The sequence below is a fragment of the Streptomyces odontomachi genome (assembly GCF_024435355.1).
Lineage (GTDB): Bacteria > Actinomycetota > Actinomycetes > Streptomycetales > Streptomycetaceae > Streptomyces > Streptomyces odontomachi.
This window is the reverse complement of sequence record NZ_JAMJWG010000003.1, coordinates 201,811-221,701: the sequence shown is the minus strand read 5'-3', so window position 1 is coordinate 221,701 and position 19,891 is coordinate 201,811. Positions and strand designations below refer to the sequence as shown.

Genomic DNA, 19,891 nt, shown 5'->3' with positions numbered 1-19,891 from the left:
CAAGGCGGGCCACAAGGCAAACCGGAAGATGACGGCGAACGGGCGCGCCACGGCGAAGTCCGGACGCCGGGGGCGGAGCTCCGACAGCTGGTGGGCCGGGAGCGGCGGGGGAAGCGCGGTCTACGGGGACAGCGGCTCGTCCGGGCACCACGGTGGCCACTCCGGTGGGGGGTCGCACGGTGGCCACTCCTGTGGGGGCGGGGGTGGTCACTCGTGCGGCGGCGGTTCCTCCTGCGGGGGTGGAGGCGGCTGCGGCGGCGGGGGTGGATGCGGGGGCGGCTGAGACGGAAGCGGCTGACACGGGGCAGCCGATCCGTGGTCGGAGTCGCAGGGGGAACGACTCCGGTCCAGCCGTCCACACGAAGTGCCCGCCGGGGCGTGACCCGGCGGGCACTTTCCCGTTGTACGCATGTTGTTCGCATGATGATCAGAGCACGAACACATAAGCTGCACACCTCGGTGGTCGACCACCCGAACGGAAAACCCGAACGAAGTTGGGTAAAAACCCTGTGATGGCTACTCAATTCGTGATTCCCTCTTATCCGTCAATGCGGCCCTCGGACTCATCTGTGGCCACAAGCCCGTATCTGCGGCTGCCCTGAGTGTGACCGGACGGACCCGACGGATTCCTCTGTGAACACCCGGTGAGCCATCGGGGCGCTCTCCGGCGTCCGCGCGGACGCATTGGCCTCATCTCCCTTGCGTGCTACCGGAGCGGACCCATGCTCAGGACCCTGACCACCTCCTACACCGATACGCGGGCCGCCGACCTCGTGTGGGCGCTGGGCCACGAGCCGCTGCCCGCCCTCGCCACCCTCGACCTCGAACTCTCCGGCGCGAAGATGGAGTTGCGCCTGCTCGGGGCGTCCCACCAGGTGATATTGGAAGAGCAGCGAGGCACCTGCTCGGAGACCGTCGCCTGTCTGCCGGGCACCAGCACGTCGCTCCCCCTGGGGGTCGCCAAGCGGCTCGGCGAGTGGGAGTACGAGTTCGCCGCGTGCGTGGAGACGCTCAGCCCGGGCCAGTTCGCCGGGCGCGCCCAGGAGCTCATAGCCCTGGTCTCCGAGCATCCCTACGGCCTGGCCGGGGTGTTCCCCGGCAGCCCGCACGCCTTCACGGCGATGCTGGCCCAGCGGCACGAAGGGCATGTGCACTGGCGCACCTGGCACGCCTACCCGCAGGACGGCGAGCTGGTCGCCACCCGGACCCGGGTGGGGGTCCGGGTCGCCAGCCCCTGTTGACCCTCCGGCGCACAGGAGTTGCTGCGCGCCGGGCGTGGGCAACCATCCGCCGGCGCTGACCGACGGCGCCCAAATACGCACCGGAGCAGCGAAAGTGACGCCACGTCTGCCAGGGCACGCCTCCGCTGTACCCGTACGGGTGACAGAGTGAAGTTGCCGGGTGACGTAGCGTTCGCCCCGTGATCGAGCCGCGTGCACCTGTCCCGCCGCTCGCGCCGCCGGTGGCCGCGCGGCGGCGGGCCATGTACCGCAGGGTCGTGCAGCGCCGGGCCGCAGCGCGCCGGGGCGTGCCGCGTGGGACGGGCAGGCAGCGCCGGGTCGGGCCACGGCTTCCGGTCCCGCCCCGCACCGGCCGCATCCTGGTCCTGGCCGGCGTGTTCGTCTGCGCCGCCTGCGGCCTGGTCTACGAGCTCGAACTCGTCGCGCTGGCCTCGTACTTGATCGGCGACTCCGTCACCCAGACCTCGGTCGTGCTCTCCCTGATGGTGTTCGCGATGGGCGCCGGATCGCTCGCCGCCAAGCGGCTCAGACCGCGCGCCGCCCTCGGCTTCGGCGCCGTGGAGACCGCGCTCGCGCTGGTCGGCGGGTGCAGCGCGATGGCGCTCTACGCCGCCTTCGCCTGGACCGGCGGCGCCCACGGCCCGTGGGACGGCTGCACCCGCGTCCTGCTCGTCGCCCTCTCGCTGGCGATCGGCATGCTGATCGGCGCCGAGGTGCCCCTGCTGATGGTGCTGATCCAGCGGGTCCGCCGGCAGGACCCGGGCATCGCCGCCGCCGACCTGTTCGCGGCCGACTACGTGGGCGCCCTGGTCGGCGGCCTCGCCTTCCCCTTCCTGCTGCTGCCGCTGCTCGGCCAGCTCACCGGCGCCCTGCTCACCGGCGCCGTCAATGCGGTGGCCGGCGGCGCGCTGGTGTTCGGCGTCTTCCGCCGGGACATCGGCCGCCGCGACCGCCGGCTGCTGCTCGTCGCCAACGTCTCCGTGCTCACCGTGCTCGCCACCTGCGGCATCCTCGCCGACGACTTCGAACGGGCCGCCCGGCACGCCGTCTATGGCGACGACGTACGCGCCGTGGTGCATACCGGCGATTCCGAGGTGGTGCTCACCGACGGCCCGGACGGCGCCCTCATGCTGTTCGTGGACGGGCATCTGCGGGTGCGCGGCAGCGACGAGCCGCGCTACCACCGCGCCCTCGTCGGTTCCGCGGGCGCCGGGCCCACCCGTGCGGGCCCGGTGCGTGCCGGCGCACGCGGTCGGGCGCTGATCCTCGGCGGCGGCGACGGCCTCGCCGCGCACGAGGTGCTGCGGCTCCCCGGCGTCACCGAAGTCGACATGATCACCCCCGACCCCGCCCTGGTGCACCTCGCCCGCACCGCCCCCACGCTCGGCGCGCTCGACGGCCAAGCGTTCCGTGACCCGCGGCTGCACGTCACCGTCGCCGATCCGGTCGCCCGGCTACGTGACCTGCCGGGCCGGTACACCCGCGGTTACGACCTGGTCGTCGACGATCTCCCGGAACCCGAGGGGACGGCCCACGCCGCCTCCGCCTCCCAGGAGTTCTACGGTCTCGTCGGCCGTGCGCTCGCCCCCGACGGGCGGTTCGTGGTCCGCGCCGGGAGCCCTGACGACCAGGGGCGGCTGCTGTGGACCATGGACGCGACGCTGCGCGCGGCCGGTCTGCGCACGGTGCCGTACTGCGTGGGCCACTGGGGCTTCGTGCTCGCGGCCCACCACCGCGGCACGCTCACGGGCGCCGTGCCACGCGGTGACGCAGGGGCACGGGGCCCGGCGCGGGTGGCCCGGCTGTGCTCCGGCACGGCGGTCGGGCCGCGCGATCTGAGCGGGCTGCGGCCGGCCGGGACCGCGCCGTCGACACTTGTGCATCCGCGCTACGGAGGCTGAGTTCCCGCGCCGTACGTGGGTAGGCTCGGACACCATGGAGCATGAGGTGTTCGTACCCGTTGCGGCAGAGCCTCTGCGGCATGTGCTGGCCGACCCCGCCCGGGTCGCCCGCGCGGTGCCCGGGCTCCAGCAGGACGCGGGGGAGGCGCCCATCTCGGGCCGCCTCAAAGTACGGGTCGGCGGCAGCTCCATCACCTACCGGGGCACGCTCCGGATCACCCCGCACGAAGACGGCTCCCACACGCTCGACGGCGACGCCGCGGAGGCCCGCGGCACCGGCACCGTCAAGCTCGCCCTGACGCTCCGGCTGGCCCCAGCGGACGGCGGCACGACGCTGGTCTTCGACGGCGGCGTGACCGGGGACGGCCGCATCGCCGAACTCGATGCGGGGGTCGCTGCGACGGCCGGACACCGGCTCCTGAACCGTTTCGCCGAAGCGCTCGCCGCCAGCGCCGCGGAATCGGAAGCCACCGAGGCGCCGCCGGACGCGGCGGCCACGCCCATGGTTCCCGAGGAGCCTCCGGTGGGCCCCGAGGAGTCCATCACGGGCACCGACGCGGACGTGACACCGGTCGCGCCGCCGGAGAACGTGACACCGGTCGCGCCGCCGGAGTCGGAAAAGCCGGACTCGGTGGGCTCGGCGGACTCGGAGGAGCCGGCCGCGGAGCCGGAGCCTTCGGGGTCGCCGGAGCCGGCCGCGGAGTCCGAGAAGGCGGCGGAGTCGACGCCGGCCGGTTCGGCGGAGCCGGGATCGGACGTGCCGGCCGACGAGGTCGACGAGGACCGGGCCCACGGCGCCACGTCCGCCGACGAGGTCGGACGGCTGCCCGGGGAGCCCGTCGAGCCCCTGGAAGCGGCCGACGGCCGGATCCACGAGGTGGACAACGAACCGCCTGCGGAGGCCGCGCACGCCCGGCGGACGATGATCGGACGCAGCGCGGAGGAGGTCGACCACGCGCCGCCGCGCGGGCGGTACGCACCGGTGCCGGCGCCGGCGAGCGTGCGCGGTTCGGCGACGTTGCGTTGGGCCGCCCCTGCCGCGGCCTTGGTGGTGGCTTCGGTCATCGTGATCGGTCGGGCGTTGCGGCGTCGCCGTTGACGCGGCTGTGCGAGCGGGCCCGGCTACTCCTGGGGAGTTGCCGGGCCTTCCGGTACCGGTGCGAGCAGGCCCCCACCGGCCCGGTGGTTCGGATGCGACAGAAACAGCCCGTTTCGGACGGTGACGACCTGCAAGGTCGCGTCGTGGCGGGTCGCGCCCACGCGGCGGAGCCGCAAATGAACGCAGCCCCGCGCCCCTTTGAGGCGCCTTCGGCGCCATCCAGGGCTGGCCGGGGGCACGTCCCGCTGGGATGCCTCCGCGGGGTGCCACATGTCGCACGGGCATGGTGCCCCGTAGGGTCACCCCCGTGAGGAGTGACGACATCACGCTGACCGCGGGTGACGCGGAGGTGACCGTGCGGCCGGACAACGGCTGCCGGCTGGCGAGTTTCCGGCTCGAGGGCACCGAGCTGCTGCGCCAGGGAGACCGGTACGGCTGCTTCCCGATGGTGCCCTGGTGCGGACGGACCAGGAACGGGCGGTTCGGCGACGGTGCCCAGACGCACCAGCTGCCGCTGAACTCGCCCCCGCACGCCATCCACGGCACCGGCCGCGACACCGCCTGGCACACCGCGCGCGCCACCGCCGACGAGGCGGTCTTCACGTACGACCTCGCCGAACCCTGGCCGTACACCGGCCGCGTCACCCAGCGCGTCCAGCTCGCCCCGGACAGCCTGACGCTCACCCTGGCCGTGGAGACGTACGACTCGTCCTTCCCGGCGCAGGCCGGCTGGCACCCGTGGTTCCTGCGCACCCTGGACCAGGCGTCCGGCGCGTCCGGCGCGTCCGACGCGGGCGTGCGGATCGACTTCTCGCCGGCCTGGCAGGAACTGCGCGGTGCGGATCAGCTGCCGACGGGGGAGCGGATCGAGCCGAAGCCGGGGCCCTGGGACGACTGTTTCGGCATGCCCGACGGCGTCGACGTCACCCTGACCTGGCCCGGCCGCCTCCAACTCACCGTCGCCTCGCGCGAACAGTGGGTCGTCGTCTACGACGAGCAGGAAGTGGCGGTCTGCGTGGAGCCCCAGACCGGCCCGCCGAACGGGCTCAACACCGAGCCGCGCCTGGTCACCCCCATCGACCCGCTGGAGACCACGGCCACGTGGACGTGGCGACACCTGTGAGCGCGGGGTGGGCCGTGCTCCGCGCGGCGCACGGCGCGCGGTTCGGCGCGTGACCCTCAGGCCGGGTCCTGGTCCTGCCGGCCGGCGGCCTCGATGCGGCGGTCGGCGCGGCGCAGGACGTCGTCCGCGAGGGCACTGCGCTCGGCGTTGCGGCGCAGGCTGCCCGCCCGCTCGGCGCGTACGGTGTCGGCGAGCCGGCGCAGGTCGTCCGTGTCGAGGTCGTCGACCATCTTCGCGGCGAGGGCCAGCGCCTGGTACTGCTCGAACGGGCTGCGTGGCGCCGCCACCGCGTCGAGCGCCGCGTCCAGGTCCCGCAGTCCGGGCCTGGCCTGCATCATGGCCAGCGCGACGACCCGGTCCCCGTCGGTGCCGCCGCGCAGCAGGCCCCGCACCTCGTCCGGTGTGAACGACCCCCGTTCGGCGAGCCGCCGGGCCGTTGTGACCAGGTCCTCCATGGCGCGGGTGCGCCGGGAACCGGAGCGCATCGTGGAGCGGATCGTGCCGTACTCGGCGGCGAGTGGACCCGCGGCGCGCAGCAGTACCCGGGCCTCCTCGCGCAGCGCGTCGGCGGTGTCCTGGTCGCCGGCGAGCTCGGAGGCGTCCGCGAGCTGGTACCGGTCGGCCGCCGCGGCACGCAGCCGGAGGCTGGCGCCGCCCACCTCGAAGCTCTCGATGCGATGGCCGAGCAGCGCGACGACCAGCAGGACGGCGCCGATGGCGAGCAGCACGCCGGTGCCGGTGCCGTTCTCCGTGACGAAGACGGCGGCTATGCCGGTGCCGAAGGAGCCACCGCCGAGCACGCCGAGGACGGCCCGCAGCCCGAGCGGCAGCAGCGCCGGTACCGGTCCGGTCCGGTGCCGGATCATCCCGTAGCCGCCCCCGTTCCGGTTTCCGCCCCCCTGGACGTTCCCGTTTCCGCTCCCCTGGGCGCTCCCGCTTCCGTCCCCGTTCCCGTTCTCGTTCCCGTCCCCGTCCCCGTTCTCGATCGTGTGGTCGTGCGCCACGCTTCCTCCCCCTGCCGCCACGCAACGCGGCCGTACGGCCGCACCGCCGTGACCGAAACTACCGTCGCCCGGCCCTGCACGCTGCGGCTTCTATGCTGGCAGGCATGACGGACGACGTACGTGGCGCGCTGCTGCGGCACATCAAGGACAAGGCCGTGGTGCACGGCAAGGTGACGCTCTCCTCGGGACTGGAGGCCGACTACTACATCGACCTGCGCCGCATCACCCTCGACGGCGCCGCGGCCCCGCTGCTCGGCCAGGTCATGCTCGACCTCACGGAGGATCTTGACTTCGACGCAGTCGGCGGGCTGACCCTCGGCGCCGACCCGGTGGCCACGTCGATGCTGCACGCGGCGGCGGCGCGCGGCCGGACGCTGGACGCGTTCGTGGTGCGCAAGGCGACCAAGGCGCACGGCATGCAGCAGCGCGTCGAGGGCCCGGCGATTAAGGGCCGCCGGGTGCTGGTCGTCGAGGACACCTCCACCACCGGCGGCTCGGCGCTCACCGCCGTCGAAGCGGTCCGGGAGGCCGGGGCCGAGCTGGTGGCCGTGGCGACCATCGTGGACCGGGACACCGGGGCCGCCGAGAAGGTCACCGAGGCCGCCGGGGTCCCGTACCTGTTCGCGTACGGCAAGGACGACCTCGGGGTGGCATGACCCCCCACCGGCGCGTGGTGGCGTCGTCCCCGGCGTGGCGGACGCCGGCGGCCGAGTCTGGAAAGATGGGCGCGACGACGACGTCGCCCCCGAGCTCGTAAGCGTCCCGGCCACCCGCCCGGACCGGTTCGGCGCCCGCCCGAGAAGCGCGCACCGCACCTGCGCAGCCACACGTCGGCGCACACCGGCGTGCACCGGCTGCACGAGCTCATCCGGAGCCATCCGACGCCAACCCTTCCAGGTCAGGGCCGGTAAGAACTCACCCGCACATCAACAAGGAGCGGACAGATGCCCATCGCGACCCCCGAGGTCTACAACGAGATGCTCGACCGGGCCAAGGCAGGCAAGTTCGCCTACCCGGCCATCAACGTCACCTCATCCCAGACCCTGCACGCCGCCCTGCGCGGCTTCGCCGAGGCGGAGAGCGACGGCATCATCCAGATCTCCACCGGTGGCGCGGAGTTCCTGGGCGGCCAGCACAAGAAGGACATGGTGACCGGCGCCGTGGCGCTCGCCGAGTTCGCGCACATCGTCGCCGACAAGTACGACATCACGGTGGCGCTGCACACCGACCACTGCCCGAAGGACAAGCTGGACGGCTACGTCCGGCCGCTGCTGGCGGTCTCCGCGGAGCGCGTCAAGGCCGGCCGCAACCCGCTGTTCCAGTCGCACATGTGGGACGGCTCCGCCGAGACCCTCGCGGACAACCTCACCATCGGGCAGGAACTGCTGGCGCAGGCCGCCGCCGCGAAGATCGTCCTCGAGGTGGAGATCACCCCCACCGGCGGCGAGGAGGACGGCGTCACGCACGAGATCAACGACAAGCTGTACACCACCGTCGACGACGCGATCCGCACCGCGGAGGCGCTCGGCCTCGGCGAGAAGGGCCGCTACCTGCTGGCCGCCTCCTTCGGCAACGTGCACGGCGTGTACAAGCCGGGCAACGTCGTGCTCCGGCCCGAGCTGCTGAAGGACCTCCAGGAGGGCGTGGGCGCCAAGTACGGCAAGCAGTCGCCGTTCGACTTCGTCTTCCACGGCGGATCCGGCTCCACGGAGCAGGAGATCAGCACCGCGCTGGAGAACGGCGTCGTGAAGATGAACCTGGACACGGACACGCAGTACGCCTTCACCCGGCCCGTTGCCGACCACATGTTCCGCAACTACGACGGTGTCCTCAAGGTCGACGGCGACGTCGGCAACAAGAAGACGTACGACCCGCGCAGCTGGGGCAAGCTCGCCGAGGCCGGCATGGCGACGCGAGTCGTCGAGGCCTGCGGGCACCTGCGGTCCACCGGCACGAAGATCAAGTAATCCGCCCTGGGCGGTCGGAACGCCCCGGTACTCCGTCGTGTGGCGGAGGCCGGGGCGTTTCCTTTTCCATGTCCTGTTCTTGCGGGTTCGCCGCCGCGTAGGTGTGACCGGTCAGGACGCGACACCCTGCGGGTCACCCCCCCCGGCCGGGTGGGGTTGTTTCGGTCGTGTCCGGACCACCGGCCAGTGGTGGGTTGCTCGCGCAGTTCCCCGCGCCCCTTGGCTGGGGCGCGGGGCTGTGTTCATTTGCGGCTCCGCCGCGTGGGCGCGACCGGCCCTGACGAAACGGTCAGGTCGCCACCGGCCGTAAGGGGCTGGACCGACCGCGCCCGGTCACCGGGCCACCGGGCAGGTGGCGGGTGTGTGGGGCGCCGGGCCGGCGCCGGGCTTACGGGCCGAGCAGCGCCCCGTACGCCTCCTCGCTGCTGTCGCGGAGGAAATCGCGGCACCGGGTGGCCTCGTCGGCCTCGTCGATCGTTCCGGCCGCGCGCGCCAGCGCGGCAAGGCAGCGGAGGAAACCGCGGTTGGGCTCGTGGCTCCAGGGGACGGGGCCGTGGCCCTTCCAACCGGCGCGGCGCAGCGCGTCCAGGCCGCGGTGGTAGCCGGTGCGTGCGTATGCGTACGACTCGATGGTGCGGCCGGCCGCCGACGCGTCCTCCGCGAGCTGGGCCCAGGCGAGCGAGAAGGCGGGGAACCGTGCCGCGACGTCCGCGGGGGACAACTTCTCGTCGGTCAGCAGGCGGGTGGCCTCCGTGTTCTCCGGGAGCAGGGTCGGTTCCGGGCCGCCGAGCAGGTTCTTGTGCGTCGTCATACGGGCAGTCTGCCACTCCCGACCGGGTGCCCGGCCGGCCCACCCGCGGAGGGTCCGGGTGCCGGCCGTGCCGGCTCCGGTCCGGTGTGGGCCGGCTCTCGTCCGGCTCTCGTCCGGCTCTCGTCCGGCGCGTGCGCCGGCGGGCCGTCCTGGGTGCGCCGGGGTAGGGCTCCCGGAGCGCCGGCGGCGCTCTGGTCTGTGACGATGGGTCCCGACGAGGGCTGTTGCGCGGCGGATGCTCCGCCACGGAAGATGCGCGTGGGGACCGGGGCCCCCGTGCCAAACCTGGCAGGGGCGGACCGCTACCCGAAGAAGTACCAGGAGGACAGCGATGTCCCACGAGGTGCCGCACGGCGCACAGCCTGACGAGACGGCTCCGAAACTCGACTTCGCCGGCACGACCCCCTACGAGGACTACGTGAAGGCGGACGTCCTCACCCATTTGCAGCACCCCCTCTCCGACGATCCCGGGGAAATGGTCTTCCTCGTCACCACCCAGGTGATGGAGCTGTGGTTCACCGTGATCGTCCACGAGTGGGAGACGGCGGCGGGCGCGTTGCGCCGCGACGACCTGCCGGTCGCGATGGCGGCGCTCAAGCGGAGCGTACGGGAGCTGGAGGCGCTGAACGCGTCCTGGCGCCCGCTCGCCGGCCTGACCCCCGTCCAGTTCAACTCCTACCGCTCGGCGCTGGGCGAGGGCTCGGGGTTCCAGTCGGCGATGTACCGGCGGCTCGAGTTCCTGCTCGGCGAGAAGTCCTCGTCCACGCTGGTCCCGCACCGCGGCGCACCGCGCGTCCACGGGGAGCTGGACAAGGCGCTGCACGAGCCGGGCCTGTACGACGAGGTGCTGCGGTTGCTGGCGCGCCGCGGCCACCCGATCCCGGCGGACGTGCTGGAGCGTGACGTGTCCGCGAAGTACGAGCCGTGCCCCGAGGTGGAGGCCGTCTGGACGCGGATCTACGCCGGCCCGCAGGACGACGAACTGGTCCGCCTGGGTGAGGCCCTGACCGACGTCGCCGAGCTGGTGTGGCGGTGGCGCAACGACCACCTGTCCGCCACCCGGCGGGCCATGGGGACCAGGACCGGCACCGGTGGCTCGGCGGGCGTCGCCTGGCTGGAGAAGCGCGCCACCAAGACCGTCTTCCCCGAACTGTGGACGGCGCGTGGCCATGTCTGAGCGGGCCGAGCAGGGTAAGACGCGTGAGATGGGTGCGGCGGCTGAGAAGGGTGAGGCGGGCGTGATTCCGAGCGGGACGGCGGGCGGTCGTGCGGCCGGCGAGGCCGCGGCGGCGCTGCGCGCCAAGGCGGCGGAACTGGACGCCGCGGACCGGCTGGCGGACGTGCGGAAGCGCTTCGTGGTGGACCCGGTGGATCCGGTGGCGGCCGGGGCGGCACCGGACGTTGGCGTGTACCTGGACGGCAACTCCCTCGGGCTGCTGCCGCGTGCGGTGCCGGAACGGATCGACGACGTGGTGCGCCGAGAGTGGGGCGCGCTGCGGATCCAGTCCTGGGAACGCAGCGGCTGGTGGCGTGCGCCGGAACGGATCGGTGACCGGATCGCGCCCCTGGTCGGCGCCGGCCCGGGGCAGATCGTGGTGGGCGACTCCACCAGCGTCAACATCTTCAAGGCGCTGGTGGCGGCCATCCGGATGTCCGACGAGGACACCGGCCCGGTGCGCGACGAGATCCTCGTCGACGCCACCACCTTCCCCACGGACGGCTACATCGCCGGCTCGGTGGCCCGCATGACGGGCCGCACCCTGCGCCCGGTGCAGCCCGACGAGGTCCCGGACGCGGCCGGCCCGCGCACCGCCGTGGCCCTCGTCAACCACGTCGACTACCGCTCGGGCCGCCAGTACGACCTCCCCCGGCTGACCGCCGCCGTGCACCAGGCGGGCGCGTACGTGGTGTGGGACCTGTGCCACAGTGCCGGGGCGCTGCCGGTGGGGCTCGACGCGCACGACGTGGACCTGGCGGTGGGCTGCACCTACAAGTTCCTGAACGGTGGCCCCGGCGCACCCGCGTTCCTGTACGTGCGCCGTGACCTCCAGCCGCGCTTCGACTCCCCGCTGCCCGGCTGGAACTCGCACGAGGCGCCGTTCGGCATGCGCAGCGACTACGTGCCGGCCGAGGGTGCCGTACGGGGCCGGGTCGGCACCCCCGACATCCTGTCGATGCTGGCCCTGGACGCCGCCCTCGACGTGTGGGACGGGGTGACGGTCGAGCAGGTCAGGGCCAAGTCGCTGGCGTTGACGGACTTCTTCCTGGAGTGCGTGGCGGCGTACGTGCCGCGCGGCCGGGTGGAGGTGGTGACGCCGACGGCGCACGCGCACCGCGGCAGCCAGGTCGCACTGCGCTGCCCGGACGCCGGCGAGGTCATGGACCGCCTCATCGCCCGTGGCGTGGTCGGCGACTTCCGGGAGCCGGACGTCCTCCGCTTCGGGTTCACGCCGTTGTACCTGGGTTTCCGGGACACGGAGCGGGCGGCGGGGGTGCTTGCTGAGGAACTGGCGGCATGAGGCCGGGGCGGCTGGGCGCCCCACCAGGGCGCTTACCAGCGGGGTGGCTCCGCCGGGGTGGCCTTGGGGTGACCCTTCGGGTCGGGTTTCGTGCGGCCCTTCGGGTCGATCCCGTCCGGGAGGGGGTGCTGCGGTCGTGTTCGGACCGCCGGCCGGTGGTGGGGGTTGCTGGCGCAGTTCCCCGCGCCCCTTGGGTGGGGCGCGTTGCGCCCCCCTTGGGGCGCCGTGTTGGGCACGCAGTGCCCACTTCCAAGGGGCGCGGGGCTGTGTTCATTTGCGGCTTCGCCGCGTGGGCGCGACCAGCCCGGACGAGACCGTCGGGTCGTCACCGGCCCAAGGGGGCTGTTTCTGTCGTGGCCGGGCCACCGGGCCGGTGGTGGGACACCGCAGCCCCCGGGTGACGGGCCCCTGATACCGTCCCGCTGACGCCGAACCCCGTGAACCGACCGTGTTCCCGCCGCAGTTCGCCCATCGACACCGCTGAGAGCGTGAGACATGCCGGACGACGCCCCCGACCCCGGTGCCCCCGAGGGCACCTCCCGTAGTGCTGCTGAGGAAGCGTCGGCCTTCTCGCACCCGGTCGTGCCGCCGGACGCCACCGCGTCGTACGGGGACCACCCCGACCAGGTGATCGACTGGTACGCGCCGAGAGAGGACGCGGCGGTGCCCGGTGGCCCGGCACCGTTGGTGGTGTTGTTGCACGGCGGCGCCTGGCGGGCGCGTTATGACCGGCAGCACGTGTCACCGTTCGCGGCGTACCTGGCCCACCGCGGCTTCGCCGTGGCCAACGTGGAGTACCGGCGGGGCGCCGCGACGGACGACGCGGCGGGGGCGGTCGCGGGCCGTTGGCCGGACACCTTCGACGACGTCGCCGCCGCGTTGGACGCGCTCCCCGCCCTGGCGCGTGAGGCGCTGCCGGGTGCCGATACGCGGCGCACCGTGCTCGTCGGGCACTCCGCCGGCGGACAGCTCGCGCTGTGGGCCGCCGCCCGGCACGTACTGCCCGCGGACAGCCCGTGGCGCACCGGGGCCCCGGCCGAGCTGCGCGGCGTGGTCGCGCTCGCGCCCCTCGCCGATCTGGCACTGGCCGAGGACATGGGCGTGTGCGGGAACGCGGTGGCCCAGCTGCTCGGCGATCCCGAGGACGCCAAGGAACGCCGCCCCTGCGTGGACCCCGCCGTCCTGCTGCCGACCGGCATCGCCACCGCCCTCGTGCAGGGCCGCGCCGACGACGTCGTACCGCCGCAGATCGCCGAGTCCTTCGCGGCGGCCGCCGCCCAGGCGGGCGAGGTGGCGGGCCTCACCCTCCTCGAGGACGTCGGCCACTTCCCGCTGATCGACCCGGCGGCGGACGCGTGCGCCGTGGTGGCAGAGGAGATAGCCCAGCTGGCCTGGTGACGGGGACCGGGAGGGGACGGCGGGTGCCGCCGGCGCTCACCGGGCGCCGGTGTACTGCGCGATCACCTTGTCGAGCTCGTGCTCGGCGACCTTGTACAACTCGGGGGCGCTGTCCGCGGGGAGGATGTCGTCGCTGGGCGCCGGCTGCGGGCGGACGCTCGGGTCGATCTGCTCCAGCAGCTCCGCGGCCCGCTTGGCGAACCTGCGGACCTGGCGCTTCGGGTCGTCGTCGGCGAGGCTGCGCAGGAACGGGGCGAAGGGCGGCCACTCCGTGTACGTCATGGCCAGGATCGCCGCGGTGCGCACCTCCGGATCGGGATCGGCGGCCGCGTTCGTGAGCGCCGTGCGGAACGTCTCGTCGACCGGGCGCGGCGCGCCCATACCGGCACGGCGCAGGGCCTGGCACCGGCTCGGGGTGTCGGCGGCACGTTCGATCTCGGTGAGCAGCTCCGGCAGGGTCCAGGGCACCAGCAGGCCCTGGACCAGGCGCGCGGGCGTGCTGGTCTCCGCCGCGCACCGGGTGCTGTTGACCGCCGCACCGCACACGTCGGCGTCGGGGTTCTCGAAGTACCAGACGGTCAGGCCCGGCATCACCTCGAACATCAGGATGCGCGGCTTGCCGGCCCCCGCGGGCCGCTCCCCGAGGTACCGCCAGCCGTGCAGCCGCGACACCGCGGCCATCCGCGTCCCGGCCCTGCGGGTCCGGAAGATGAAGTGGCGCGTGCGGTAACCACTGGGATGGGGGGTCTGTGCCTCACCCGCACCCGCAGCCGGGTCAGTATCCGTATCCGTATCCATCCCCGGGTCAGTATCCGTATCCATCGCCGCGTCGCTCGGGTCCCCGGCACTCACGCCACCGTCTGCGGTCCCGCCGTCCTCTTCGGTGACGCCATCCCCCTGCGGCAACGTCATGCCCTTCCGTAGCCTCGCGCAACTGCCGTTGTCTGCCGGGTTGATGCTAGGGCCCGGGGCGGCGGCCCTCAGGCCCCAGGTGAACCTCAGGTCCCAGGTGACTCTCAGGGCTCAGGTGACATGGGCGGCGATGGTGCGCGCACACACGAGGGCCTCGGTGCGCGTCGTGTCCACCTCCACGTCGTAGTGGACCCCCTCGTGCACCACGTCCGCCTGCGACGCTGCCATCCCCGGCACCCGGTCTCCCCGGGCGACCTCGCGGCCCGCGGCGACCGTGCCCTCGCACCGGACGCCGACCCACAGCACGTCCAGTCCGTCCGCGGCCATCTGCCAACGCTGCTGGGACCCCGGTCCGCCGAGGAAGACGTCGTCGATGATGACCCTGGCACCCGCGCGGGCCATGTGGACGACGCCGTCCACCCAGGCCGTGTCGAGGGCACGGAAGTCCGCCCCCACGTTCACCTCACCGTTCGCCCCGAACTCGATCCCCCCACTCGCCCCCCGCAGCTTCGCGGGCAGCGCGTCGACGAACGAGTCGACTCCGAAGGCGAGCCACGGGTCCGGCAGCACGGCCTGCAAGCACCGCACGATCCCGGACTTTCCCGCGCTCGAACCACCGTTGAGAATGATCATCTGCGTCGTCACCGGGCCACAGTAGGGCGCCTCGCCGCCGGGGCACGACGGCATTTCGGCACGGCCGGTCGTCATCCTGGGCCGTGTAGTACCTGAGACGGACCCCCGGCAACCCTCCTGGCAGGGGACGACCGCGCCGGGCGGGGGAGCCTACCGTGCTGTACGTGACCGAGAATCCCTCCCCGCAGCCGCCCGGTTCGCCGCCACCGGCGAACCCGCCGCAGTTCACGAAGCCGGTTGCCGCCCCCGGGGCGGCGAAGCCCGGTCCGTCCGCCCCGTCCGGGTCACCCTCCGGGCCGGACACCGTAGTCAGCCCCAGCCCCAGCCCCAGCCCCGGCGCCAGCCCCAGCACTGGCGCCAGCCCGAACTTCGGCTACCACAAGGACAGGCGGTCCGGGAGAGCCGGGGAGACGGAGACCACGGGGCTGTCCGGGACGCCCGAGTACCGGTTCTTCGCGAACGCCCTGCGGGGACTGCGCGAGGAGCTGGTGTGGAACGCCGCCGCCTACCGGCCGCTGCCGCGTGCGGGCGCCGACGGACCGGTCATCCGACGGATGCCACGGCGGCTGCGCGGCCGCCTGGCGTGGACGCCGCACGCGGTCGTGGTGGGCCTTGCGCTGCTGGTGTTCTCGATCGTGGGGATCGACGAGCCGGAGCCGTACGGTTCGGATGCCGGCCCGCTGTTCGGGCTGCTCCCCACGGGCGTCGTCCTGCTCACCCTGATCCGCCCGATCGCCGCCTTCTGGCTCTCCTTGGCGATCGACGCGGCGGGCGCTGTGATAGCCGCGTACTGGAGCTACTTCCCTGACCTGCCCTGGACGGAAAGCTGCTTCGCAAGCCATCTGATCGTGCTGACCGTGGTGGCGTTGCGCACCGGACCGCGTGCCGCCGCCTGGATGTGGGGGCTCACCGCCGTCTTCGGGTTCCTCGTCTCGCTCCTGTTGAGCGGGGACGGCGCCTCGGACATCGCGCCGATGCTGGTCACCTCCGCCGTGCTGCTGCTGTCCGTCTCCGTGCGGCACATCCGGCGTGCCGCGCAGCAGGAGGTCACCGCGGAACGCCATGTCAGCGCCGCCGAACGCTCCCGGCGCACCCTCCTGGAGGAACGCACCACCATCGCGCGCGAGCTGCACGACGTGGTGGCCCACCACATGTCGGTGGTCGCCATCCAGGCGGAGGCCGCGCCGTACCGGGTGGCGGACCCGCCGCCGGAACTCGCCCAGGCCTTCGCCACCATCCGGGAGAACGCCGTGGCCGCGCTCGCGGAGCTGCGTCGCCTGCTCGGGGTGGTGCGCGCCGAGGACTACCAGGCCCCGGACGCCCCGCAGCCCACCCTCGCCGATCTCGACGCACTGCTCGCGAACGTGCGCGAGGCGGGGCTGGACGTGACGAAGACGGTGACCGGCGCGGTGCGCGAGCTGCCGCAGGGCGTGGAGCTGTCGGCGTACCGCATCGTCCAGGAGGCGCTCAGCAACGTCCTGCGGCACGCCCCCGGCGCGACGGCGCGCGTGGAGGTGAGCCACGTGCTCGGCGGCCTCGGTCTGCGCGTCGTGAACGGCCCGTCCACCGAGCCCGCCAGGCCGTCACCCGGCGCCGGGCACGGCGTCACCGGCATGCGGGAACGGGTGACGATGCTGGGCGGCGAGATGGTCGCGGGACCGGCCGAGGACGGCGGGTACGAGGTCACCGCGTTCCTGCCGGTGGCGATACCCCCGACCGCCTCCCCCTCCCCCACCCAGCCGAACCAGCCGACCCAACGGACTCAGCCGAGCCACCGGAACCAGCCGAACCAACCGGACTCGCCCGTGGGTCGCCCCGAGCCGCACGCGAAGGGGGACCCGTCGTGACGATCCGCGTGCTCATCGCCGACGACCAGATGATGGTGCGCGAGGGCTTCTCGGTGCTGCTGAACGCGATGCCGGACATCGAGGTGGTCGGCGAGGCGGTCAACGGCCGCGAAGCCGTCGCACGGGTCCGCGAGCTGGCCCCCGACGTGGTGCTCATGGACATCCGGATGCCGGAGCTGAACGGCATCGAGGCCACCCGCGAGATCGTCGCCGCGGACGCCGACGCCAAGGTCCTCGTCCTGACCACCTTCGACCTCGACGAGTACGTCTACGAGGCGCTGCGCGCGGGCGCCTCCGGCTTCCTCCTCAAGGACGCCTCCGCACGGCAGCTGGCCGACGGGGTGCGGGTGGTGGCGTCCGGGGAGGCGCTGCTCGCGCCGAGCGTGACACGACGACTGATCAACGAGTTCTCCAAGCTCGCACAGGAACCCCGGATGCCGGCGCTCGGGCAGGGCGGGTACGGGGAGCTGACGGACCGGGAGACGGAGGTCCTGGTGCTGATCGCGCAGGGCCTGTCCAACGGGGAGATCGCCCAGCACCTGGTGGTCGCCGAGTCCACGATCAAGACCCACGTCAGCCGCATCCTCGTCAAGCTGGGCCTGCGCGACCGCACCCAGGCAGCGGTCTTCGCGTACGAGGCCCGTCTGGTGATCCCGGGCTGACCAGCGCAAACGAGGCCTGTGCGGGGTGTCCTGCGGTGTCCCGACGCGGTGCCGGAAAAATTTCTGGCAGGAATTTCGGCGCGGGTGTCGATACGGTCCGGGCCCGTCCGTCGTAGGGGCGTACGGGGTCGAAGGGAACGGCCCGGCCCCGGCGGACGGAAGGCTTGAGACACCATGACCGTGCAGGACGACCTCATCACCACCGAAACCGAAACCGACACCGCCACTGGCACCGCCACCGACACCGACGCCGACGCCGTGACCGGGGCACGGGTGGAGGTGGAGCTGACGTTCCCCGTCGCTCCCGAGCGACTCTGGGACGTGATCACCGACGTCTCGCGCATCGGGGAGTTCAGCCCGGAGTGCAAGGCGGCCGGCTGGCTGGACGCGGCGGCGCCGGGACCGCGGGCCGGGGCGCGCTTCCAGGCCCGCAACGAGTTCCCGGGCGGCCACAGCGTCCCGGTGTCGTGCCTGGTCACCGAGGCCGAGCGGCCGCACACCTACGCCTGGGTGGTGCTCGACCCCCAGGACGACCCGAAGGCGCCGTCGTCGGCCTGGCGGTACGAACTGCTGCCGGGCGCCGAGCCCGGCACGACCCTGGCGCGGCACTGTTTCACGCACGGCTCGGGCGACAGCGGCGCCCGGAAGGCGGCACAGGGCGACCCGGCGGCGCTCCGGGAGCGGCTCGACGTGCTGCGTGCCAACATGACGGCCACGCTGACCGCGATGGCGGCGGCAGCGGCTGCCTGACGCGCGACGCACCCACCGGCACCGGGCCCCGCGGAGGGCCCGGCACCGGCGGGGCCGCACGCCACCACCCACCGACGAACCGCTGACGAAGCACCGAAGCACCGACGCACCACTGACGAACCACCGACGACGAGGATGGACACCATGAAGTACCTGCTGCTGATCTGCGACGAGGGCGAGCCGATCGAGGACGGGTGCGACCCGCGCCCGTGGGTGGACGAGATGGAGGCCCGTGGCGTGCGAAAGTTCGGTGACCGTGTGCGACCCGCGTCGGACGCCACGACCGTACGGGTGCGCGACGGCGAGCTGCTCGTCACCGATGGGCCGTTCGCCGAGACGAAGGAGCAGATGGCCGGCTTCGACGTGATCGAGTGCACCGATCTGGACGAAGCCGTGGAGGTCGCGGCCAAGCACCCGATGGCCCGGTTCGGGATGATCGAGGTCAGGCCGTTCTGGCCGCTCGAGTTCGCGGGGTCGGACAGGGCGTGACGGCACACGGGACAGGGCGTGGCGGCGGGCGGCGCGTGAGGATGGACGGACAGGAGTGAGGGAGACCGTGGCGGCGGGCACGGACCAGGGGGCCGGCGGCGACACGTCCGGCGCCGGGCCCGTCGCGGCCGCGATCGCCGACGTCTACGCCGCCGAATGGGGGCGGATCGTGGCCACCCTCATCCGGTTCGCCGGTGACTGGGACCTCGCCGAGGAGTGCGCCCAGGACGCCTTCGCCAAGGCCCTGGAACGCTGGCCGCGTGAGGGCGTGCCGCACAACCCCGGCGCCTGGCTCACCACGACCGCGCGCAACGTCGCCCTGGACCGGCTGCGGCGCACCGCGACCGAGGCGCGCAAGCTCCGCGAGGTGGCCGACGAGCTGCGCACCGCGGACACCGGGGGCGGTGCGGGCACGGGGAGCGGCGCGGACGTGGGGAGCAGCGCGGAGGCGTCCGCCGACGGCGTCGTCCTCGACGAGCGCCTCGAGCTGATCTTCACCTGCTGCCACCCCGCGCTGCCCCTGCACGCCCAGGTGGCGCTGACCCTGCGCAGCCTCGCCGGACTGAGCACGGCCGAGATCGCGCGCGCGTTCCTGGTTCCGGAGGCGACCATGGCGCAGCGCCTGGTGCGCGCCAAGAACAAGATCCGGAACGCCGGCATCCCGTTCCGCGTACCGCCCCCGCACCGCCTGCCGGAACGCACCAAGGGCGTGCTCACCGTGCTCTATTTGATCTTCAACGAGGGCTACGCGGCGACGCACGGCACGGACCTCGTCCGGCGTGAGCCGGCCGAGGAGGCCATCCGGCTGGCCCGGCTGGTCGTCGGCCTGCTCCCGGTCATCGCCGAACCCGCCACCGCCCGGCCCGCCGCGCAGGACGCGTCCGACGGGTCCGCGTCGCCGCCGTGCCCCATGGCGGAGGCCGAGGGGCTGCTGGCGCTGATGCTGCTGCACCACGCCCGTCGCGCCGCCCGTACCGACTCCGACGGTGCCCTGGTGCCGCTGGAGCAGCAGGACCGTTCGCGCTGGGACCGGGACCGCATCGGGGAGGGTCTCGCCGTGCTGGACCGCGCCCTGCACCGGCGCCGCCCGGGCCCGTACCAGATCCAGGCCGCCATCGCCGCCTGCCATGTGACCGCGCCCGAGCCGGCCGCCACGGACTGGCCGCAGATCGCCCTGCTCTACGCCGAACTCGCCAAGGTCACCCCGAGCCCCGTCGTGGAACTCAACCGGGCCGTCGCCGTCGCCATGGCCAAGGGCCCCGAAGCCGGCCTCGCGCTGGTCGATGCGCTCGCCGCCACCGGCGCCCTGACCGGTTACCGCCAACTCCCGGCCACCCGCGCCGACCTGCTGCGCCGCCTGGGCCGCCATGCCGAGGCCGCCACCGCCTACCGCGAGGCCCTGTCCCTGGGCGCCACCGAACCGGAACGGCGGTACCTGAAGGGGCGGTTGGGGGAGATGAACCGTCGCAGCACAGAACCGTGAGAACCTCCCCGCACCGCGGGGGCAGACTCGCCGGCCGCTGCTCCGCTACCGT

Annotated in this window: 18 protein-coding genes; 14 read left to right on the top strand and 4 right to left on the bottom strand. The window is 73.4% G+C overall.

Annotation, left to right across the window (positions count from 1 at the left end; all coding sequences use genetic code 11):
- Positions 1-722 precede the first annotated feature (722 nt).
- The 4 genes from NQO67_RS08860 to NQO67_RS08845 all read left to right on the top strand — a co-directional run bounded on the left by NQO67_RS08860 (position 723) and on the right by NQO67_RS08845 (position 5,364).
- Positions 723-1,241, top strand: a complete 519-nt coding sequence (locus tag NQO67_RS08860; protein WP_255949065.1) for a DUF2617 family protein — start codon at positions 723-725, stop codon at positions 1,239-1,241.
- 179 nt (positions 1,242-1,420) lie between these two features.
- Positions 1,421-3,142: a polyamine aminopropyltransferase gene (locus NQO67_RS08855; RefSeq protein ID WP_255949063.1), complete on the top strand. Its 1,722-nt coding sequence runs from the start codon at positions 1,421-1,423 to the stop codon at positions 3,140-3,142.
- 34 nt (positions 3,143-3,176) lie between these two features.
- Complete coding sequence (locus tag NQO67_RS08850) at positions 3,177-4,241, top strand: SRPBCC family protein (RefSeq protein ID WP_255949061.1); 1,065 nt, start codon at positions 3,177-3,179, stop codon at positions 4,239-4,241.
- A 307-nt stretch (positions 4,242-4,548) separates the two neighbouring features.
- Positions 4,549-5,364, top strand: a complete 816-nt coding sequence (locus NQO67_RS08845; protein ID WP_255949059.1) for an aldose epimerase family protein — start codon at positions 4,549-4,551, stop codon at positions 5,362-5,364.
- Between the two features lie 56 nt (positions 5,365-5,420).
- On the opposite strand, the gene NQO67_RS08840 is transcribed toward NQO67_RS08845, so the two are convergent.
- Positions 5,421-6,368, bottom strand: coding sequence for a hypothetical protein (locus tag NQO67_RS08840; protein ID WP_255949057.1), 948 nt, complete (start codon positions 6,366-6,368; stop codon positions 5,421-5,423).
- Positions 6,369-6,472: 104 nt separating this feature from the next.
- Here NQO67_RS08840 and pyrE point away from each other — a divergent pair, with 104 nt between their 5' ends.
- Positions 6,473-7,024: an orotate phosphoribosyltransferase gene (gene pyrE / locus NQO67_RS08835; RefSeq protein WP_255949055.1), complete on the top strand. Its 552-nt coding sequence runs from the start codon at positions 6,473-6,475 to the stop codon at positions 7,022-7,024.
- Between the two features lie 288 nt (positions 7,025-7,312).
- A complete protein-coding gene (gene fbaA / locus NQO67_RS08830; RefSeq protein WP_255949053.1) occupies positions 7,313-8,335 on the top strand; it encodes a class II fructose-bisphosphate aldolase in 1,023 nt (340 codons plus the stop codon).
- Between the two features lie 388 nt (positions 8,336-8,723).
- Here fbaA and NQO67_RS08825 read toward each other — a convergent pair whose 3' ends face one another.
- Positions 8,724-9,146 (bottom strand): DUF3151 domain-containing protein, encoded by a 423-nt coding sequence (locus tag NQO67_RS08825; protein WP_255949051.1) that lies wholly within the window; start codon positions 9,144-9,146, stop codon positions 8,724-8,726.
- Between the two features lie 331 nt (positions 9,147-9,477).
- Here NQO67_RS08825 and NQO67_RS08820 point away from each other — a divergent pair, with 331 nt between their 5' ends.
- The 3 genes from NQO67_RS08820 to NQO67_RS08810 all read left to right on the top strand — a co-directional run bounded on the left by NQO67_RS08820 (position 9,478) and on the right by NQO67_RS08810 (position 13,063).
- The gene (locus tag NQO67_RS08820; protein WP_255949049.1) at positions 9,478-10,323 is read left to right on the top strand and encodes a tryptophan 2,3-dioxygenase family protein; all 846 of its coding nucleotides are present in this window, start codon (positions 9,478-9,480) and stop codon (positions 10,321-10,323) included.
- Positions 10,316-11,665, top strand: a complete 1,350-nt coding sequence (gene kynU / locus NQO67_RS08815; RefSeq protein ID WP_255949047.1) for a kynureninase — start codon at positions 10,316-10,318, stop codon at positions 11,663-11,665. Before NQO67_RS08820 ends, kynU begins: the two co-directional genes overlap by 8 nt.
- A gap of 495 nt (positions 11,666-12,160) precedes the next feature.
- Positions 12,161-13,063 (top strand): alpha/beta hydrolase, encoded by a 903-nt coding sequence (locus NQO67_RS08810; RefSeq protein WP_255949045.1) that lies wholly within the window; start codon positions 12,161-12,163, stop codon positions 13,061-13,063.
- A 36-nt stretch (positions 13,064-13,099) separates the two neighbouring features.
- On the opposite strand, the gene NQO67_RS08805 is transcribed toward NQO67_RS08810, so the two are convergent.
- Positions 13,100-13,744, bottom strand: coding sequence for a HEAT repeat domain-containing protein (locus NQO67_RS08805; RefSeq protein ID WP_255949043.1), 645 nt, complete (start codon positions 13,742-13,744; stop codon positions 13,100-13,102).
- 342 nt (positions 13,745-14,086) lie between these two features.
- On the bottom strand, positions 14,087-14,608 hold the full coding sequence (gene cpt, locus NQO67_RS08800; RefSeq protein ID WP_255949624.1) for a chloramphenicol phosphotransferase CPT: 522 nt from the start codon (positions 14,606-14,608) through the stop codon (positions 14,087-14,089).
- Between the two features lie 425 nt (positions 14,609-15,033).
- Between cpt and NQO67_RS08795 the strand changes: the two genes are divergently transcribed.
- From NQO67_RS08795 to NQO67_RS08775, 5 genes are all read left to right on the top strand, one after another.
- Complete coding sequence (locus NQO67_RS08795; RefSeq protein WP_255949623.1) at positions 15,034-16,455, top strand: sensor histidine kinase; 1,422 nt, start codon at positions 15,034-15,036, stop codon at positions 16,453-16,455.
- Positions 16,452-17,117, top strand: coding sequence for a response regulator (locus tag NQO67_RS08790; protein WP_255949041.1), 666 nt, complete (start codon positions 16,452-16,454; stop codon positions 17,115-17,117). The genes NQO67_RS08795 and NQO67_RS08790 overlap by 4 nt, the downstream gene beginning before the upstream one ends.
- A gap of 174 nt (positions 17,118-17,291) precedes the next feature.
- Complete coding sequence (locus tag NQO67_RS08785) at positions 17,292-17,867, top strand: SRPBCC family protein (RefSeq protein ID WP_255949039.1); 576 nt, start codon at positions 17,292-17,294, stop codon at positions 17,865-17,867.
- Positions 17,868-18,002: 135 nt separating this feature from the next.
- Positions 18,003-18,356, top strand: coding sequence for a YciI family protein (locus NQO67_RS08780; protein ID WP_255949037.1), 354 nt, complete (start codon positions 18,003-18,005; stop codon positions 18,354-18,356).
- A gap of 133 nt (positions 18,357-18,489) precedes the next feature.
- Positions 18,490-19,839 (top strand): RNA polymerase sigma factor, encoded by a 1,350-nt coding sequence (locus NQO67_RS08775; RefSeq protein WP_255949622.1) that lies wholly within the window; start codon positions 18,490-18,492, stop codon positions 19,837-19,839.
- Positions 19,840-19,891 lie beyond the last annotated feature (52 nt).